General features: G+C 60.6%; 10 protein-coding genes. 2 read left to right on the top strand and 8 right to left on the bottom strand.

The window, feature by feature from the left end:
• Positions 1 to 10: 10 nt before the first annotated feature.
• The 5 genes from H096_RS05845 to H096_RS05865 all read right to left on the bottom strand — a co-directional run bounded on the left by H096_RS05845 (position 11) and on the right by H096_RS05865 (position 7872).
• Complete coding sequence (locus H096_RS05845) at positions 11 to 1294, bottom strand: autotransporter outer membrane beta-barrel domain-containing protein (protein WP_033897253.1); 1284 nt, start codon at positions 1292 to 1294, stop codon at positions 11 to 13.
• Between the two features lie 234 nt (positions 1295 to 1528).
• Entirely contained in the window at positions 1529 to 6019 is a 4491-nt protein-coding gene (locus H096_RS05850) for a DUF6543 domain-containing protein (RefSeq protein WP_033897254.1), read from the bottom strand.
• Positions 6020 to 6099: 80 nt separating this feature from the next.
• Positions 6100 to 6780, bottom strand: a complete 681-nt coding sequence (locus H096_RS05855; RefSeq protein WP_033897255.1) for a GNAT family protein — start codon at positions 6778 to 6780, stop codon at positions 6100 to 6102.
• A gap of 10 nt (positions 6781 to 6790) precedes the next feature.
• Positions 6791 to 7237, bottom strand: coding sequence for a GNAT family N-acetyltransferase (locus H096_RS05860; RefSeq protein WP_033897256.1), 447 nt, complete (start codon positions 7235 to 7237; stop codon positions 6791 to 6793).
• The gene (locus tag H096_RS05865; protein WP_033897257.1) at positions 7234 to 7872 is read right to left on the bottom strand and encodes an FMN-binding negative transcriptional regulator; all 639 of its coding nucleotides are present in this window, start codon (positions 7870 to 7872) and stop codon (positions 7234 to 7236) included. The genes H096_RS05860 and H096_RS05865 overlap by 4 nt, the downstream gene beginning before the upstream one ends.
• Positions 7873 to 7959: 87 nt before the next feature.
• Here H096_RS05865 and H096_RS05870 point away from each other — a divergent pair, with 87 nt between their 5' ends.
• The gene (locus tag H096_RS05870) at positions 7960 to 9504 is read left to right on the top strand and encodes a PLP-dependent aminotransferase family protein (RefSeq protein WP_033897258.1); all 1545 of its coding nucleotides are present in this window, start codon (positions 7960 to 7962) and stop codon (positions 9502 to 9504) included.
• A gap of 129 nt (positions 9505 to 9633) precedes the next feature.
• The gene (locus H096_RS05875) at positions 9634 to 11901 is read left to right on the top strand and encodes a hypothetical protein (protein WP_162240108.1); all 2268 of its coding nucleotides are present in this window, start codon (positions 9634 to 9636) and stop codon (positions 11899 to 11901) included.
• Here H096_RS05875 and H096_RS05880 read toward each other — a convergent pair.
• The 3 genes from H096_RS05880 to H096_RS05890 form a co-directional block, all read right to left on the bottom strand.
• A complete protein-coding gene (locus tag H096_RS05880) occupies positions 11885 to 12976 on the bottom strand; it encodes a polyamine ABC transporter substrate-binding protein (RefSeq protein WP_033897260.1) in 1092 nt (363 codons plus the stop codon). The genes H096_RS05875 and H096_RS05880 overlap by 17 nt on opposite strands.
• On the bottom strand, positions 12973 to 14013 hold the full coding sequence (locus H096_RS05885; RefSeq protein WP_033897261.1) for a histone deacetylase family protein: 1041 nt from the start codon (positions 14011 to 14013) through the stop codon (positions 12973 to 12975). The genes H096_RS05880 and H096_RS05885 overlap by 4 nt, the downstream gene beginning before the upstream one ends.
• Before the next feature lie 121 nt (positions 14014 to 14134).
• Positions 14135 to 15127, bottom strand: coding sequence for an AraC family transcriptional regulator (locus tag H096_RS05890; protein WP_033897262.1), 993 nt, complete (start codon positions 15125 to 15127; stop codon positions 14135 to 14137).
• Between the last annotated feature and the right edge of the window lie 12 nt (positions 15128 to 15139).

Here is a 15139-nt window from a genome sequence, read left to right on the forward strand (position 1 = left end):
TGCAATTAGGTCAGAACTGCATCCGCCACTGGCCTATCAAGCCCTGGTTGCTGCTGTTGGAGCCGTTTTCTGCGCTGTAGGCCAGGCCGACGGTGTGGTTTGTCGACAATGCCAGATCGAGTCCGGCCTGCAGGCCCAGGCTATTGCGGTCGAGGGATGCGCCCTGAACAGTGAAGCCGTCAATGCCACGCTGGCGAAAGGACTGGCGCACTTGGCTGTCGACGTCGCCATAAAGGTGTTTCCAGCTTGTACTCAAGTGGGGCGTCAGGCTCATCTGGTTATCGAAGCGGTACACCGTAGCCAGGCGCAGGCCAAGGGTGCTGCTCAGGTTCTGTTGGGTTTGCGCGTCGACGTTCAGCGCGGCGGGGCCGCCTTGTTCCTTGAAGCTGTCACGGCTGTAGCGCTGGTAGCCGAGGCCGGCAAATGGTTCGACGCTGAAGCTGTCATTGCCCAGTTGGTAGCCCGCTTCGCCGAAGACATTCTGACTGTTGGCGTTGTAGCGGCCCTTGAGCGTGTCTTTGTAATCCAGGATCTCGATACCGCGCAGGTTCTTCCCGGCATGGCTGCTGTAGATCGCCCCTAGGCGCAGTGCCACTGGGCCGTCCTGGCGCACCGCGTAAGTGCCCAAATGCCAGCTGTCCAAGTCTGCGCTGAAGCGCCGCGTGTCGAAACGGCTAGTGGATTTTGCCCCCAGTACGCCGACGCGCCAGGCGTGGTCGACCGACCAATCTGCACCCATCAATACGCCCTGGTTGGCGGTATTCAGGCCGGCAGTACCGCGTTGGCTATTGAGGCCACCTTCGCTGCCGAGGTTTTTCACCCAGAAGTGGCTGTCAGTGTTGGTGGGCAATTCACGCAGGGTCGAGAGCACTCGGTTGCTCAATTGCTGGGTGGTGCTTTGGGTGGCCGCCGCCAGGTTGGCGTTCTGGCTGCCGGCCAGTTGCTCAAGCGCCGCGCCGAATGCGCCGGGTTTCTGCGCGAGTTCGGCGTTGAGTTTTTCCAGGGCTTTGATCTGCTCAGAACTCAGCTCCCCTGACTCCAGCAGGTGAGTCAGCGCGGGCTCCAGCACCTTTGCCACCTGCAAGCCGTTGTAGGAGGTGGCTTGCCGAGTGAAATGGCCATCGATGGGCACGCCTTGAGTTTCGGGTGAATAGGACCATTCATCATCGAGCGCGTCGTAGGGTTGATACCAATACGGCATGTACTCGATGTCGCCTCTTGCTTGGGCTAATGGGAGGCTGGTGGCAACGGCAAGGCTGATATAGAGCGCGATTCTGCGGGGTGCTATGGGCATGACTTCCCGACCTCTTATGGATGAGGCCGGGAATTTATCGAGCTGGCGGGGGGATAACTGTCAGGTCATTGGCCCGTGATTTGCGGGAGTGGTCCTTGTTGGAGGAAGAAATAAAGCTCAGCTAAAAATACGGATATGCATTTTATTGCGTTTATACGTCAGCCTTAAACGCGGAGTTGCGTCCTTTCGGCTTGCAGATGGGGGTGGTCAAGGTGCGCCGAAATTGACTGACTCTCATCGGCGCCGCTCTTCAAACCGTAAAAATGCAGCCAGCGCGACCGGATCGCTGAGCTTGCGCAGAAGATTATCCAGCGCGGTTCGGGTATTGAGCGTTGACTGTTGATCGGCTGACAGTTGCCTCAGGTAGGTTTCGTCGATTTTAAGATGGGCCGCCGTGAACAGATTGGCCGGTGTCTTGAGGGTGGGGTAGTGAAAGTGCGCCAGCCATAACGGCTGGTCGCTGTTGGCTGAATCAAGAATGAAGTACTCCTGGAAGTAGTCGTTGAACTGTGTGGTCTTGATTCTGCCCGCTTGATTGCGCGTGACCCGGACCTGATCGTTCTCCAGCAGCCACAGAAAGTAGCCTTGTTGGGGTTTGCGCAGCTTGAGCAGCGTGGCTCTGATGTGGATGCCCTCTCGGCGCAATCGGGCTGCGCCGTCACGCAGCTCTCCACTCAAGCTGGCGACCGGAAGGGCGTTGCCTGCCTGCTTGGCCAACGCGTGCAGCGGTTCGAATGTCTGGAGCGTCTGCTCTATCTTCAATGCTTGCTGATCGAAGATGTCCTGCATGTCTGCCGGTATCCGAAACGGCTTCAGAGCGCTCCTTTTCGTGTCGCTGATAAAACCGTCCAGCTCCCCGGTCAGTTGGAGCCCTTGGCTGGTGATGTCGATATAGTCGTTCGTGGGTTTTGGTGCCTGTTTCTTCAACGGCGGGATCAGTGTCAAAGGCGCCTGTTTGGGCACATCCTGCGGTTCTTTGGGCTGATCCCGCGGGCGCTTTTTGATGACCCTGGTTTTGATGTGCGGCCTGGACGTCGAGGGCTTGGCAGGTGCGCGCGCTGAAGGGGCGGCCTGCTGAAGCCGGGTGCCGATATTGCTCTGGGCCAATAGAAGAAATTCGTTGACGACGCTTTTCAGGTCCGCAAGGGCATGGAGGTCGATGCGTTCTGGAAACTCGCCGGGTAGTTCCTCTATTCGATTGCGCACACTCTGGAATGCCTCGACCATTGCACTCAGAGTTTCCAACTGAGCCTCTTGGGGGTCGTCCTTTAACAGTTGCGTCATGTTTCTACTGGCCGCTGTAGCGCGCTCCACCACCGCGTAGACGGCATTGCGCGCCTGGGCCATGTCTTGAGCGGCTTGCTCACGTATACACAGTTCGGCGGCGCTGGCGATTTCGTTGGTTTTCAGTTCCCAGCGGGTGTGAAATCGCTCCGAAATTCCGATTTGCCGGGCGTCCATGGCACCGGCCGAGCCCATGCCGGACAGTGCGTGTTTGGCGCCCGCAAGAGCGTTGAGTTTGGTGTCTATTTCCCGGCCCATTTCCACCGCCAGGTGGATGTCTGCCGGGAGTTGCTGGCGAGTGGTCACGTCTTCGGATTCGCGGTTTTTGAGGATGCGCTCAACGGCGGTGTTATAGGCGACATGTTTGAATGCGGTCCAGGTCATCAGGTAGGTGTTGAAGCTTTTGTACAGCCGGAGCAGCTTGTCTTCATACCCGAGGGTGCCGCCTGCACTCCTCCACTGATCGAGCAGCTTCAACGACGCCTCGCGATTGTCGATCAGCTCCTGGGCCTTGGACAAACTCTGGTCCAACAGGGTCTGCGTGGTGGGGGACTTGAGCAGCATATGCATCTCGCCTTTCAGGACTTTTTCATGTTGCTCCAGCGCTTCCCGTTGTTGCTCCAGTGGCAGGAGTTTTTGCGCCCTTAGCATCCGCGAGGCCTTCAACTTGCTTTTCAAGCTCTCGTTGCTGTGCAGCAGGCGCAGGTCGGTATTGATGCGCCAGGTTCCCGTCGACGTCTTGGCCAGGCAGGGACCAGTAAGCGCAGAGTTGTGCGGGTCGAGAATGTGAATATTGGCATCTTCATCACCCACCACCTGGAACCAGCGCTGATCCACTGGGGCATAGGTGTTTTGCCCCACGTCGTAGAGCGGCGGGCGTTCTTGGGGCTGGGCATAGTCGCGCAGGTCGGGGGCCTCGACCTTGAACTCGTCCAGGTAAGTCCCCCACTGCGTCGGCGTGCGGCGCGGCACGGTGCCTTCGACAGCCAATATCGAGAACTGGCGGTGGGGCAACGCGCGGCTGTCTGAGGCAAGGGCACGTAGCTGCGGCGGCGCAGGCAAGGGTGGTCTGGAACCTCGAACGTCTGCAGATTTGGCTTTGCCCCTGCGCAGTGGCCCGGCCTTGTGGGTGATGACGATGGCCAATGCCATCAGCACGTCGCCCAGGCGCTGCCATTTGATCAAGCCATAGCTTTGCGCCGGCGTATCGAGCACTTGCTGGAGTTGATTGAAGATTTGCCAGACCCACACCGCCGTGGCGACGTAGCCGTTCAGGAAGCTGGATGCGGCATTGAAGATGGCCCACGCGCTGTCTTCCAGCAATGCCCAGCGCCGTTCTGCGTTGGACAGCGACTCACGATCCGCCAGCTGCGCCATGGCCTTCGCGTTGGCCGCAAACAACGCGGCAAAAATATCCCCGGTCAGCTCGGTTTTGGAAAACACAGGGGTGCCGCCCCATTCGAATAGCTTCGACGGTGTATTCGCCAGTTGTGAAATCAGGAAGGCTGAGGTCAGACCGGTTGGGAACACGTAATGGGCGTAGTTGAAGCTCAAACTCCGGTTCGGCAGCCACGCCAGGATGGAGTCTCTGATCTCGCCGGGCTGATGCAGCTCATACTTGAGGTTTTGCAGCGAAGGGAACTGTATCAACGGGTTTTCGAGCAACGGGCGATACAACAGGCAGGGGCCGTGTTGTAGCGAGCGCGGGCCGATGATGAAGATGTTGAGGACCTCATCGAAGGTCTGGCTGATACGAAGGCTGGGGCGTATCGACAAAGGGCAGATAACCACAGGGTCTGGCGTGTTGGGCGTCGGATTGACCAGCTCATTGATGAAGCGACAGCCCTGCTCGTCGACATTGCCGGTGTGGGTGAGTTTGCATTCCAACGCCAGCAGCGGCAGCAGCGATCGCAACTGCTGCATGTAAAAGCGCTGTTGCCGGGGAGCTTCGAGTGGGTCGTCAATCAGCTTGTCTTGGATCAGTTTTGGGTACACCTGGCCGATGTCGACCTGCTCTGAAAGGTGCGTCAGGTAGCTGTCCGTGAGCCAGTCAGGCACGGTTTGCCCGCCCTTGAAAGTCACGGTTGCCTGGTAGGGCGGCGTGTTACTGAGCGCATATTCGCCCAGGGTCTGCGGGTAGCTTTCCAGTGGATTGGCCAGGTTGAAAGGCCCCACCGCGAGGCTTTCCGTGCGGATGATCTGTATCTCATCGAGTGGCAGTGTGTCGGCGCCAGGGTGGTTATCTGCAAGGATGGCGTTGCGCATTTTCTCTTGGGCGAAGGCATTGATGGGTTGCAGCTGGAACAGGTCGGCGGGCACGTCGTTGTACAGCGTGCTCAGGTCCAGCATGTGCTGGCTGTAGTCGTTCAAATCGTGCGGTGAGGCATTGAGCAGCCAGTGGGGGATCGCCCCGTCGAGCATGTTCAGACGTGTTGTATCCGGGTCGAGCTCCAAAGGCTCTGTGGCGGTGGAGGGTGGCTGCGGTTGAGGCGCAGTGGTCTCCAGGCTGCTGAAACCCTCGGTTTCGATCGCGCTGAGCTGGGTGGCGATGAGGGCCCAGGCCATGTGATCGAAAAAATGACCCTCAGGTTCTACCAGTCGCATGGCCAAGGGGAGCGAGCTCATTGAGTCGCTGAGCCTGGACTGCGCGGCGGTCGCCAAGTCCTGCAAAGAGGGGAAGGTTTCGTACCCGTATTCGAGGGTATACATCATCAGGACGTCGGTTTGTTTGAATGTGCCTTGTACGATGGCGGTGCCGGCCAGCATGAGATGTTTCAGGTTTTTATCGTTGGGGCTGTCAATGTCGAGCAAACACACTTGGATGTTTGCCAGGTCGGGCCGGTGTCTAAATCGTTGCTGCTTGTCGGGGTACATCGAGATCCCCCGCGCAATGTCGCAGTGATCGGCATTCCAGCCCTCGACCTCCTGGATATTCAGCGCGGCGGCGAGCCCGTCAGCCAGTTCTTGCCAGCGTGGCAGGCCAGCCCCTGTGGCGTTCCAGAACGCCAATTGCTGCTCTTTGAAGGCGACAAAAAACACCGACGCCAACTCATTGAGCAGTGTGGCGATCTGCTCGATGTCCACCGGCAATTGAATCGGCTCGGGCGCTGAGGGCTGTTGAGTGAGGAAGTGCTCGCCCTGTAAATAGTTGGCCTGGGTGTTTTCCAGGGCCAACCGCACCAGGGCGTGGGTCAGGGGCGTGTAATGGATATCGACACAGGTCAGTTCGTTGTCGACGAATGTCCAGATGGGGGTGCCCACCACGGTTCGGTCGAGGTCTGGGTTGAGGTCGGGGTAGAGGATACTCAGTTCGCTGCGCAGCAGGAGGGAGGCCACTTCATTGCTGGTCGGCCCATCCTCGGTCAGGCGGGTGAGCAGGGCTTTTTCCAACAGCGGTTTTGGGCTTGGCAGCGGCGGCGCTACAGAGGTTTTGGCATTCATGCGTTTCTCCATGGGCAGGACGGTGCGAGGCACCGTTGCATGGAGAACCTAAGGCAAAGCCTGTGTAGGGCCGGTGGTAGTTAGATAGGCGCGGTGCGACACTCCAGCAGCGTCTTCAGCTGGCGATCGCCGTTCAGGTTGCCTGGCGACAACCATGCCTCAAACCCCGCCCCAACCGCCGGCCATTCCGCGTCGATGATCGAATACCACGCCGTGTCCCGGTTCTTGCCCTTCACCACCGTGTGCTGGCGGAACACGCCCTCGAAACTGAACCCCAGCCGTTCAGCCGCGTACTTGGAGCGACCATTGGCGTTGTTGCACTTCCACTCCAGCCGACGATAACCCTGCTCGAACGCATGCTTGGCCAGCAGGTACACCGCCTCGGTGCTTTTCGGCGAGCGCTGCATCGGCGCGCCAAAGGTCACGTGGCCGATTTCGATGCGGCCTTGCTCGGGGACGATGGACATCAGGCTGAGGATGCCTTGTACCTGGCCGGTGGCACGGTCGATCACGCTGAAAAAGTACGGGTCACGGTTGGCTGCGTGGTTGTTCAGCCAGTCATTGAACGCGCTGCGCTCGGGGAAGGGGCCGTAAGGTAAATAGTCCCACAGCTTGGGGTCGGCGCCGGGGCCCTGGAGGGCCTGGAACAGATCATCACCATGGCGCGCCGGGTCGAGTTTTTCCAGGCGGATAAAGCGCCCTTCAAGCAGTTGCACGGTGGGCGCCGGGACGCCTTTCCAGTCGGCGAGGGAAGTGGACATGCTGCGCTCCTTAAAGACCTTTGCGAAATTGGATGAAACCTGGGCGTTCGGCGATGCGTTCGTACAGCTGGATCGCGGTGGCGTTGGTCTCGTGGGTCAGCCAGTGGACCTTGCAGCAACCGTCGGCCTTGGCGGTGGCGTAGACGAATTCGATCAGCTTGCGGCCCACGCCGGTGCCGCGTTGGCTCGGGTCTACCAGCAGATCCTGCAGGTAGCAGGAGTTCTCGATGCTCCAGTTGGAGCGGTGATAGATGAAGTTGACCATGCCCACTGCCTTGCCGTCCTGCCACGCCAGCGCCGAGTGGGTCGGCTCATGGGCGTCGATCAGGCGCTGCCAGGTGCTTTGGCTGACCGCGTTCGGCAGCTCGGTGTTGTAGAACTTAAGGTACGCCTGCCACAGCGGCAACCACGCGGCGTGGTCGTCGGCGGTGACCTGGCGGATATCGATCGGGCTCATTCTGCAACTCCTTGGGGAATAAAGAGGGCGAGGGTCTGGTCGCGGACATCCTGGCTGGCGGCGAGGCCTTCGCGCACACCGGCGATGTCGGCCGGGCTGCGGTTCTGGCTGAGTTTGCGTTTGCCGATCAGGCGCTCGATCGGCAGGGCAAAGCCGACAATGGCCTTGAGCATGCCGTCAATGTAGTCGGCCGGCGCGTCGCTGACTTTCCAAGGCTGGTCACGCCCGCCTTCATGGCGGTCGGTCAGAGCGGTGACCACGCCGAGCAGACGCTCGGCATCGCTGAACACCTCGGCCTTGCCGTAGGCATGCACGGCGATGTAGTTCCAGGTGGGCACGACTTTGCCGTGTTCGGCCTTGGCCGGGTAAAACGCCGGGCTGATGTAGGCCTCGGCGCCGGCAAAGATCACCAGGGCTTCGCTGCCGTTTTGCAGGTCCTTCCACTGCGGGTTGGCCTTGGCCAGGTGCCCGTAGAGGGTGCCGTGGGGGCCTTCATCGGGGTTGAGCAGCAGCGGCAAGTGGCTGGCTAGCAGGCCTTGCTCACCCACCGTCACCAGCTGCGCCAGGCGGGTGTGCTGGATCAGTTGCTGTAATTCGGGCAAATCTTCAAGGGCAAAGGCGCGAGGTGTGTACATGGAAATATTCCTTGGCGAATGCCTGCATCCTAGGCAGGCTAATGGTCTGTTGTAAGAGCCATCTAATGCCAATTTCATAGGTCCAATATGTCGCCCATCACGCCGCCGTTGTCGTTCAACCCCGCCGGTATCGAGCTGGATCGTCGTCAGGGGCTGACGCGTCAGCTGTATGAAGCATTGCGCCAGCGTGTACTGGATGGGCGATTGGTCAGTGGGACGCGTTTGCCCGCCAGCCGCGACTTGGCGGCGGCCCTGTCGATCTCGCGTAACAGTGTGGTGCGTGCCTATGATCAGTTGTACGCGGAAGGGTTTATCGAGAGCCGGGTAGGGGACGGTACTTATGTCGCTCAGCTACCCACCGCCAAAAAACTATCCACAAAAGTATCCACAGGGTTTTCAACAGGGTTATCCCCAGCCTTATCCACAAAACTGGCAAATTTGCCTGAAGATTTGGACGAAGAAGTTGTCCACAGGGCCGGTTTGGCGCGGATAAAAACCAACCACCTGTCGCTGCCTCCCTCGGGGCCTCCAAGGGCCTTCCGGGTGGGCGTACCCGCGTTCGATCTGTTTCCCTTTGAAGTCTGGGCCAAGCTGAACGGGGCTTTCTGGCGTAAGCCGGACCTGGAGCAACTGTGCTACGGCGACCCGGCGGGTGACAACCGCCTACGCGGATTAATCGCCGCTTACCTGCGCAGCTCGCGGGGTATGCAGTGCACCGCTGAACAAATAGTGATCACCAGTGGCGCGCAGCAGGCAATCAGCCTTTGTGCACAGCTGCTGGTGGAGCCCGGCGATGGCGTGGCGGTGGAAAACCCCGGCTACCGCGCCGCAGGACATGCCTTTGCTTTGGCTGGCGGGCAATTGCACGGGGTACCGGTGGACGGCGAGGGCATTGATTGCCAGGTGCTCAACCGCTTGCAGGATTGTCGCGTGGCGTACGTCACGCCTTCGCACCAGTATCCGATGGGTGTGGTGATGAGCCTGGCGCGGCGCCTGGAATTGCTGGCCTGGGCCGAACGCACGGAGGGCTGGATCATCGAGGACGATTACGACGGCGAGTACCGCTATACCGGCGCGCCGCTGTCGCCGCTGGCGGCCTTGGATCGCAGCGGTCGTGTGCTGTATGTCGGCACCTTCGGCAAGGTGGCGTTTCCGGCATTGCGCCTGGGTTACCTGGTGTTGCCGCCGGGCCTGGTCGATGCCTTCGCCCGGCGTCGCGCGGTGGACATGCGCCACTCCGAGGTCAGCACCCAGGCGGTGATGGCCGAGTTCATGGCTGCCGGGCATTTCCAACGCCACATCCGGCGCATGCGTCGGGCTGCCCTGAGTCGGCGCAATGCGTTGTTGGCCGGTTGGCCAAGCGGGCTGGAGGGTGTTGGCGAACTACCCAATATAGCGGCTGGGCTGCATGTGACCGTCCGCGTAGACAGCCTGGCCCGCGAGCAGCAATTGCTCACCCAGGCCCATGCGGCGGATGTCGAGATCAATGGCTTGAGCGGCTACTGGCTGTCGCAATCCACCACGCCGATGGACCAGCACGCCGGCCTGGTACTGGGCTTTGCCGCTGTGCCCGAAACCGATATCGCCGCAGCGCTGGCGCGGTTGCGCCGGGCCTGGAAGGGCGTCAACTAAGTACCCACACAGGCGAGCGTGGACCTCTACCGTGAACCGGGATAGCCGGCAGCATCGTGCTGCGGGCGCTTATCCAGGTCAGTAATGATGTTTGATTCTTTCAGGTTGCACGTCTGCCAGCAGTTTGCATTGCGCCCCACCCTTCAGTCACTGGGGATTAGCCAAACCCAAGTCGACCAGCAATATCAGGACGTGCTCGAACACTATGCAGAGCAATTGATCAGGTTTTTCGCGGGCCCCCCCGCCCACCGAGGCGGCCCATGGCGTCAACTGGCGCAAAGTCTCGCGCAGCGCCTGCGCGTCGCCCGTCGGTCATTGGCCCAAGCCTCGTTGCGCGCGATGGTCGATACCGTGCTGGACTACCCCGACAGCGGCGCACGTGACAAGCGATTAGGAGAACGCTCACCTCAGGTCTACGTCACTACGCGGTACGGTTGCCTAGCGCTGGTGATCAGCCGTGACGGCGACACCCCTCTGGTGTTCACTGTGTCACACGGCCTCGAAGCATTCGACGACGTCCCTGCGTTGGCCGACGCCGAGCGATTGGAACATAACGTGTTCGAGGGGTGGGCATTGGCTGCATTGGATCAGGCGCTGCTACGGGTTGCGCGGGTGGACCCGTCCCGGTTTCCAGTCCTGGATGACTTGGACCGACAGCTGATGTGGGCCTCACAATTGTCAGGTTTTGTACAGACCGGGCGCCCGCAAGACAACCTGCGTCAGGAGTTGGAGCAGCAGTTGCCTTCCTGGCTCAAGGGCGCTTCACCGGCGTGGCGATTGGCCTATAGCCAGTGGCTGGAGACGATGGCTCGGTTCCATGAAAAGTCCGAAGGTGTTGGCACGCGCGGCCCCGAACTGGATGTCGAAACGGAGGCGGGTGCGGCCGCGCAGGTCATCTTTGCGCGCCAATTGGCCTTGAATCTGCGTCGCCTGACCTTGGAGTGCTGCCTGCAAGGCCGATGCAATGTCACCTATGAAGGGTATCGAGTGATGCGCGCGGCGGTAAAAGTCTACAAGAATCAGCGGCGCTTGCGAGGTGTCGCGATGACGTTTCGGCCCTTGGCTCAGGGCAGCGGTTATCTGGTGGGCTCGTCGACAGGCACGCCGGGCCCCTGGTTGGTCGTACGGCCAGAAGCAAGCGAGGTGATAGAGCAGGTGGAAACCGCACCGCAGGTACGTGCTTCGTTGATCGATCCTTTCATGACGTTCTACCGTGCGGGCATCACGCGCTGGCTACCGCTGCTCGAACACCCTCTGCACACCCTCGCGCGTCTCAAGCAGGTCGGCGGTAACCTTGAGGGTGACTGTGAGGCGACCCCCACTTGGAAATGTGAGACACACCTTCTCCATAACCTGGCGTTGTTGCTGGTGTGCACCGGTGCCGAGTCGCCCGTCGATGCGTTGGATACGCTCCCGCGGGTCAAGCGCATGGACAGTGATTGGGCCGGCGCCTCCGGGGACTTATCGGTGGTGCAGGACCGCCGCCTGCAGGCATTGCGCCGCCCATCAAGCGCGCTGGGTCAGTTGATCCAGTCCGGCGTTCACAAGGGACTACATCTGCTCGACGATGCAGTGGTCTACAACAAGGATGAAAACCACTTCAACGTCCTTTCGAATAATCGGGTTTCCCTCAACATAAACATTATTGAACACCAACTGGTCGATACGGCTCAACAGCCTACTCAATTCGGCCCTCACGTCGCCCCCGATGCCCGCGACCATTGGCAGTTGCAACGAACACCCAGGGTGCGGCGTGACCTGGCGCGCTTGAATTCGGCGGTGCGCGCAGGCAACACACTGAGTGCCACGGCGCCTGCCTTGTTGCGTGACGCCAGCCGACAGGCGCAGACGCCTGGGGCATTACCGGTTGACGTTGAAGAGAGGCTTGAACGCAGCGCTCGCAGTTTTGAGGCGGCTGCGCTGAATATTCGAGCGTCAGGCGGCAATGACCCGCAGGTCGACGTGTTGTACAGCCAGGCCCGACAGCTACGCGACTATGGCAGTGCCCTGCGCATGGATATGACCCGGCACACTGCCAGGCCGACAGTAGGAGACATGGTGTATCTGTTGGAGCAGAACGCCATCCGTATCCGCCGGCTCAATGGGCGTGTGAAGGAGACTATCGATGGTCGGGAGGATTATTTGCAGGAATACGAAGTCCAGGACCTTACTGACGCGAGCAAGCCGTTGTGGTATGCCCACTTCCACTACCCGACGCTCCAAATGGCCGACGATCAACCCACCAAGGCCCATTTGAAGACGGCGGCCCAGCGCAGGCTGGGCCGTGTCTTCGAACAGAGTGAGCGCGCGGCAGGGCGTAGCACCCAGGTCTATCGTGGGCCGATCACTAATGCGGCCGGGCGGGAGCTATTCGTCAAGGTTAAGTCCCCGACTTGATCTTGGTCCAGGCACGTGTCCTGGCCCGCTCGGCATCACGCCCCAAAGGCTTCAACGTATACAGCGTGGCCATCGCCGCTTCGGTCGGGTACAGGTTGGGGTTGTTGCGAATCGACGGGTCGACCTGCTCGGTCGCATCCTTGTTTGGGTTCGGATAACCGACAAAATCGCTGATGGGCGCAATCACCTGGGGTTGCAGCAGGTAGTTGATAAAGGTGTAGGCGTCTTGCGGGTTTTGCGCGCCCTTTGGGATGGCGAGCATGTCGAACCAGATCGGCGCGCCTTCCTTGGGCAGGCGCATGTCGACGTTCACGCCGTTCTTGGCGTCCTTGGCGCGGTTGGCTGCCTGGGAAAAGCTGCCGGAATACCCCACGGCCACGCAGATGTCGCCGTTGGCGATATCGGCCATGTATTTGGAGGAGTGGAAGTAAGTGATGTAGGGGCGGATCTTCATCAGCAGGGCTTCAGCCTTGACGTAGTCCTTGGGGTTGCTGCTGTTGGGGTCCAGGCCCAGGTGCTGCAGGGCCAGCGGCAGGATCTCCGACGGCGAATCGAGCAAGGCCACGCCACATTGCTTGAGCTTGCTGATGTTCTCTTCCTTGAAGATCAGGTCCCAGCTGTCCACCGGCGCGTTTGGCCCTAGCACGGCCTTGACCTTGTCGGGGTTGAAACCGATCAGGATGGTGCCGTACATGTAGGGCACGGCGAATTTGTTGCCGGGGTCGTTGGCCTCGATCAGCTTCATCAGCTTGGGATCGAGGTGGTTCCAGTTGGGTAACTGGCTGCGGTCCAAAGGCTGGAACACGCCGGCTTCGATCTGCTTGGCGAGGAACACGTTGGACGGCACCACCACGTCGTAGCCGGAGTTGCCGGTGAGCAGCTTGGCTTCCAGGGCTTCGTTGGTGTCGAAGATGTCGTAGACCAGTTTGATCTGCGGGTTCTGCGCCTTGAAATCTTCTAGCGCCTTGGGGGTGATGTAGTCGAACCAGTTATAGACCTTGAGGGTTTTTTCTTCAGCCTGGGCCGCGCCGCTCAGGACGGCGGCGCACAGGGCGAGGGTGGTGAGCAGCTTCATCGGGTCGCTCCTTGTTGTTCGAAACCTTCGAGCACATTGACGGCGTTGATGCCGATTTCTTCGACAGCGTAGCCGCCTTCCATCACGAACAGCGTCGGTTTGCCCAGGCGGGCGAGGCGTTGGCCCATGGCCAGGTAATCCGGGCTGTCGAGCTTGAACTGTGAAATGGGATCGTCCTTGAAGGTGTCCACGCCCAGGGACACCACAATGATGTCGGCGTCGTAGCGTTCGGTCTCTTGGCAGGCTTCTTCGAGGGCTGCACTCCACTGCTCCCAACCGGAGCCTGCGGGCAAAGGATAGTTGAAGTTGAACCCTGCCCCGGCGCCTTCGCCCAACTCGTCGGCATAGCCGAGGAAGAACGGGAACTCCGCCTCCGGGTGACCGTGGATCGACGTGAACAGCACGTCGCTGCGTTCATAGAAGATCGATTGGGTACCGTTGCCGTGGTGGTAGTCCACGTCGATGATTGCGACCTTTTTGTGGCCCTGGTCGAGAAACGCCTGAGCTGCGATGGCTGCGTTGTTGAGGTAGCAATAGCCGCCCATCAAGTCGCTGGCGGCGTGATGTCCCGGCGGGCGGCATAACGCGAAGGCACTGCGGGCGCCTTGTTGGATCGCCTGCTGTGCGGTCAGTGCCACTTGCGCCGCGCTGTATGCCGCTTGCCAGGTGCCGGCGGTGATCGGCGCGCCGCCGTCGAAGCTGTAGTAACCGAGTTGGCCGTGAAGGCTGGTGGGCAAGACGCGGCGCAGGGTGCGGGCGGGCCAGGTGTAGGGCAACAGGTCGCCGTCCTGGCCGTATTCCGTCCAGCGATCCCATGCACCTTTGAAAAAGTCGAGGTAGTCGCGGCTATGGATGCGTTGCAGCGGCGCCAGGCCGAAGTCCTGCGGCGCCTGCACCGGGCCGAGGTCGCGGTCCTTGACCCGTTGCAGCACATGGTCGGCGCGGGACGGCATTTCGAAGCAGGGCATCAACTGCCCGTCCATCAGTTCGCAGCGTCCGTGGTGCAGGTGGTGATCGTCGGAGTAGATCGTCAGCATGGGTGCTCCCCGCAGGCTCGTTGTTGTGCTTGCAGTGTTGCGTCACACCGCGATCATGAGAACGGCAGGAGCGGCCAGAAGGGGATAAATATGGCCATTGGCTTTGACCGTAAATCGCCCGTTAATGGCGCATAAGGCTGGGCGCCACACCACTCCAACGCACAAATGCGTGGCGAAAACTGGCGGTTTCGCTAAAGCCCAGTTGTTCGGCGATCTTGTGAATCGGCATCTGGTCTTGTGCCAGCCATTGCTTGGCTTGCTCAAAGCGCAACTCGTCAAGTAATTGCTGATAGCTGCAACCCAAGGCCTGTAAGTGCCGACGCAATGTACGCGCCGAACAGTTCATCTGCGCCGCCAGGCCATCCAGGCCTGGCGCGGCGTGCAGTTGGTCGGCCAGCAATTGGCGTACGCGATTGAGCCAGGCCTGACGTCCGGTGAACTCGGAGTTTTGTTTGCGGCAGCGTTCGGCCATGGCCCGATGGGTGATGGCGTCGGCCAGGGGCAGGGGGCGTGCAAGCCACTCCTGATCGAAGGCAAAGCCATTGGCCGGGGCGTCGAAACGCAACGGACAGTCGAAGCGCTCGGCGTAACGGGCTTGGTAAACCGGCGCCCGGTAGTCGAAGCGTGCCTCATGCAGGGGTAACGCGCAGCCGAGCAAGTCATCGCAGATCACCTTCAGCGACACCAGGCAAAACTCCACATTGAACGCCGCCAGCGCAGGGTCTTCCCGATAGTCACCAGCGGTCAGCCAGACCTGCTGGCCATCTTCCACCAGGCTCAGTGCGAAAAGTGTTCCCAACAGCGCCGGGTAGCGCAACGCCAGGCGCAAAGCGTCACCTAAGGTGGCACTGGTGAGCAGCGCGTAGCCGAGCAGACCGTAGCTCGACACATGCATGCGCTGGCCCAGATCCAGGCCAATGTCCTGGCGCAAGGCTACGGCATTGGCGCACACACGCATCTCCTGGCAGGTGGTGATACGTGTGTCGGCATGGCGCAGGTCGGCCAGGCTAATGCCGCTGCCGGCCAGCAAGACATTGCTCGCCAGGCCCTGGTCCTGGAAGGTAGTCAGGACCAGGGACACGGCGTTGAGGGTGGTCAGGTGTGAATGCAGCATAGAGAGACCGGC

Origin of the sequence: Pseudomonas sp. FH1, assembly GCF_000510895.2 — a bacterium.
Taxonomy (GTDB): Bacteria; Pseudomonadota; Gammaproteobacteria; order Pseudomonadales; family Pseudomonadaceae; genus Aquipseudomonas; species Aquipseudomonas azotoformans_A.

What these genes read in the sequence shown, in the direction of transcription:
- H096_RS05890 (WP_033897262.1), bottom strand. Translation starts at nt 15,127, where the DNA reads ATGCTGCATTCACACCTGACCACCCTCAACGCCGTGTCCCTGGTCCTG.
- H096_RS05865 (WP_033897257.1), bottom strand. Translation starts at nt 7,872, where the DNA reads ATGTACACACCTCGCGCCTTTGCCCTTGAAGATTTGCCCGAATTACAG.
- H096_RS05860 (WP_033897256.1), bottom strand. Translation starts at nt 7,237, where the DNA reads ATGAGCCCGATCGATATCCGCCAGGTCACCGCCGACGACCACGCCGCG.
- H096_RS05850 (WP_033897254.1), bottom strand. Translation starts at nt 6,019, where the DNA reads ATGAATGCCAAAACCTCTGTAGCGCCGCCGCTGCCAAGCCCAAAACCG.
- H096_RS05885 (WP_033897261.1), bottom strand. Translation starts at nt 14,013, where the DNA reads ATGCTGACGATCTACTCCGACGATCACCACCTGCACCACGGACGCTGC.
- H096_RS05845 (WP_033897253.1), bottom strand. Translation starts at nt 1,294, where the DNA reads ATGCCCATAGCACCCCGCAGAATCGCGCTCTATATCAGCCTTGCCGTT.
- H096_RS05880 (WP_033897260.1), bottom strand. Translation starts at nt 12,976, where the DNA reads ATGAAGCTGCTCACCACCCTCGCCCTGTGCGCCGCCGTCCTGAGCGGC.
- H096_RS05855 (WP_033897255.1), bottom strand. Translation starts at nt 6,780, where the DNA reads ATGTCCACTTCCCTCGCCGACTGGAAAGGCGTCCCGGCGCCCACCGTG.
- H096_RS05870 (WP_033897258.1), top strand. Translation starts at nt 7,960, where the DNA reads ATGTCGCCCATCACGCCGCCGTTGTCGTTCAACCCCGCCGGTATCGAG.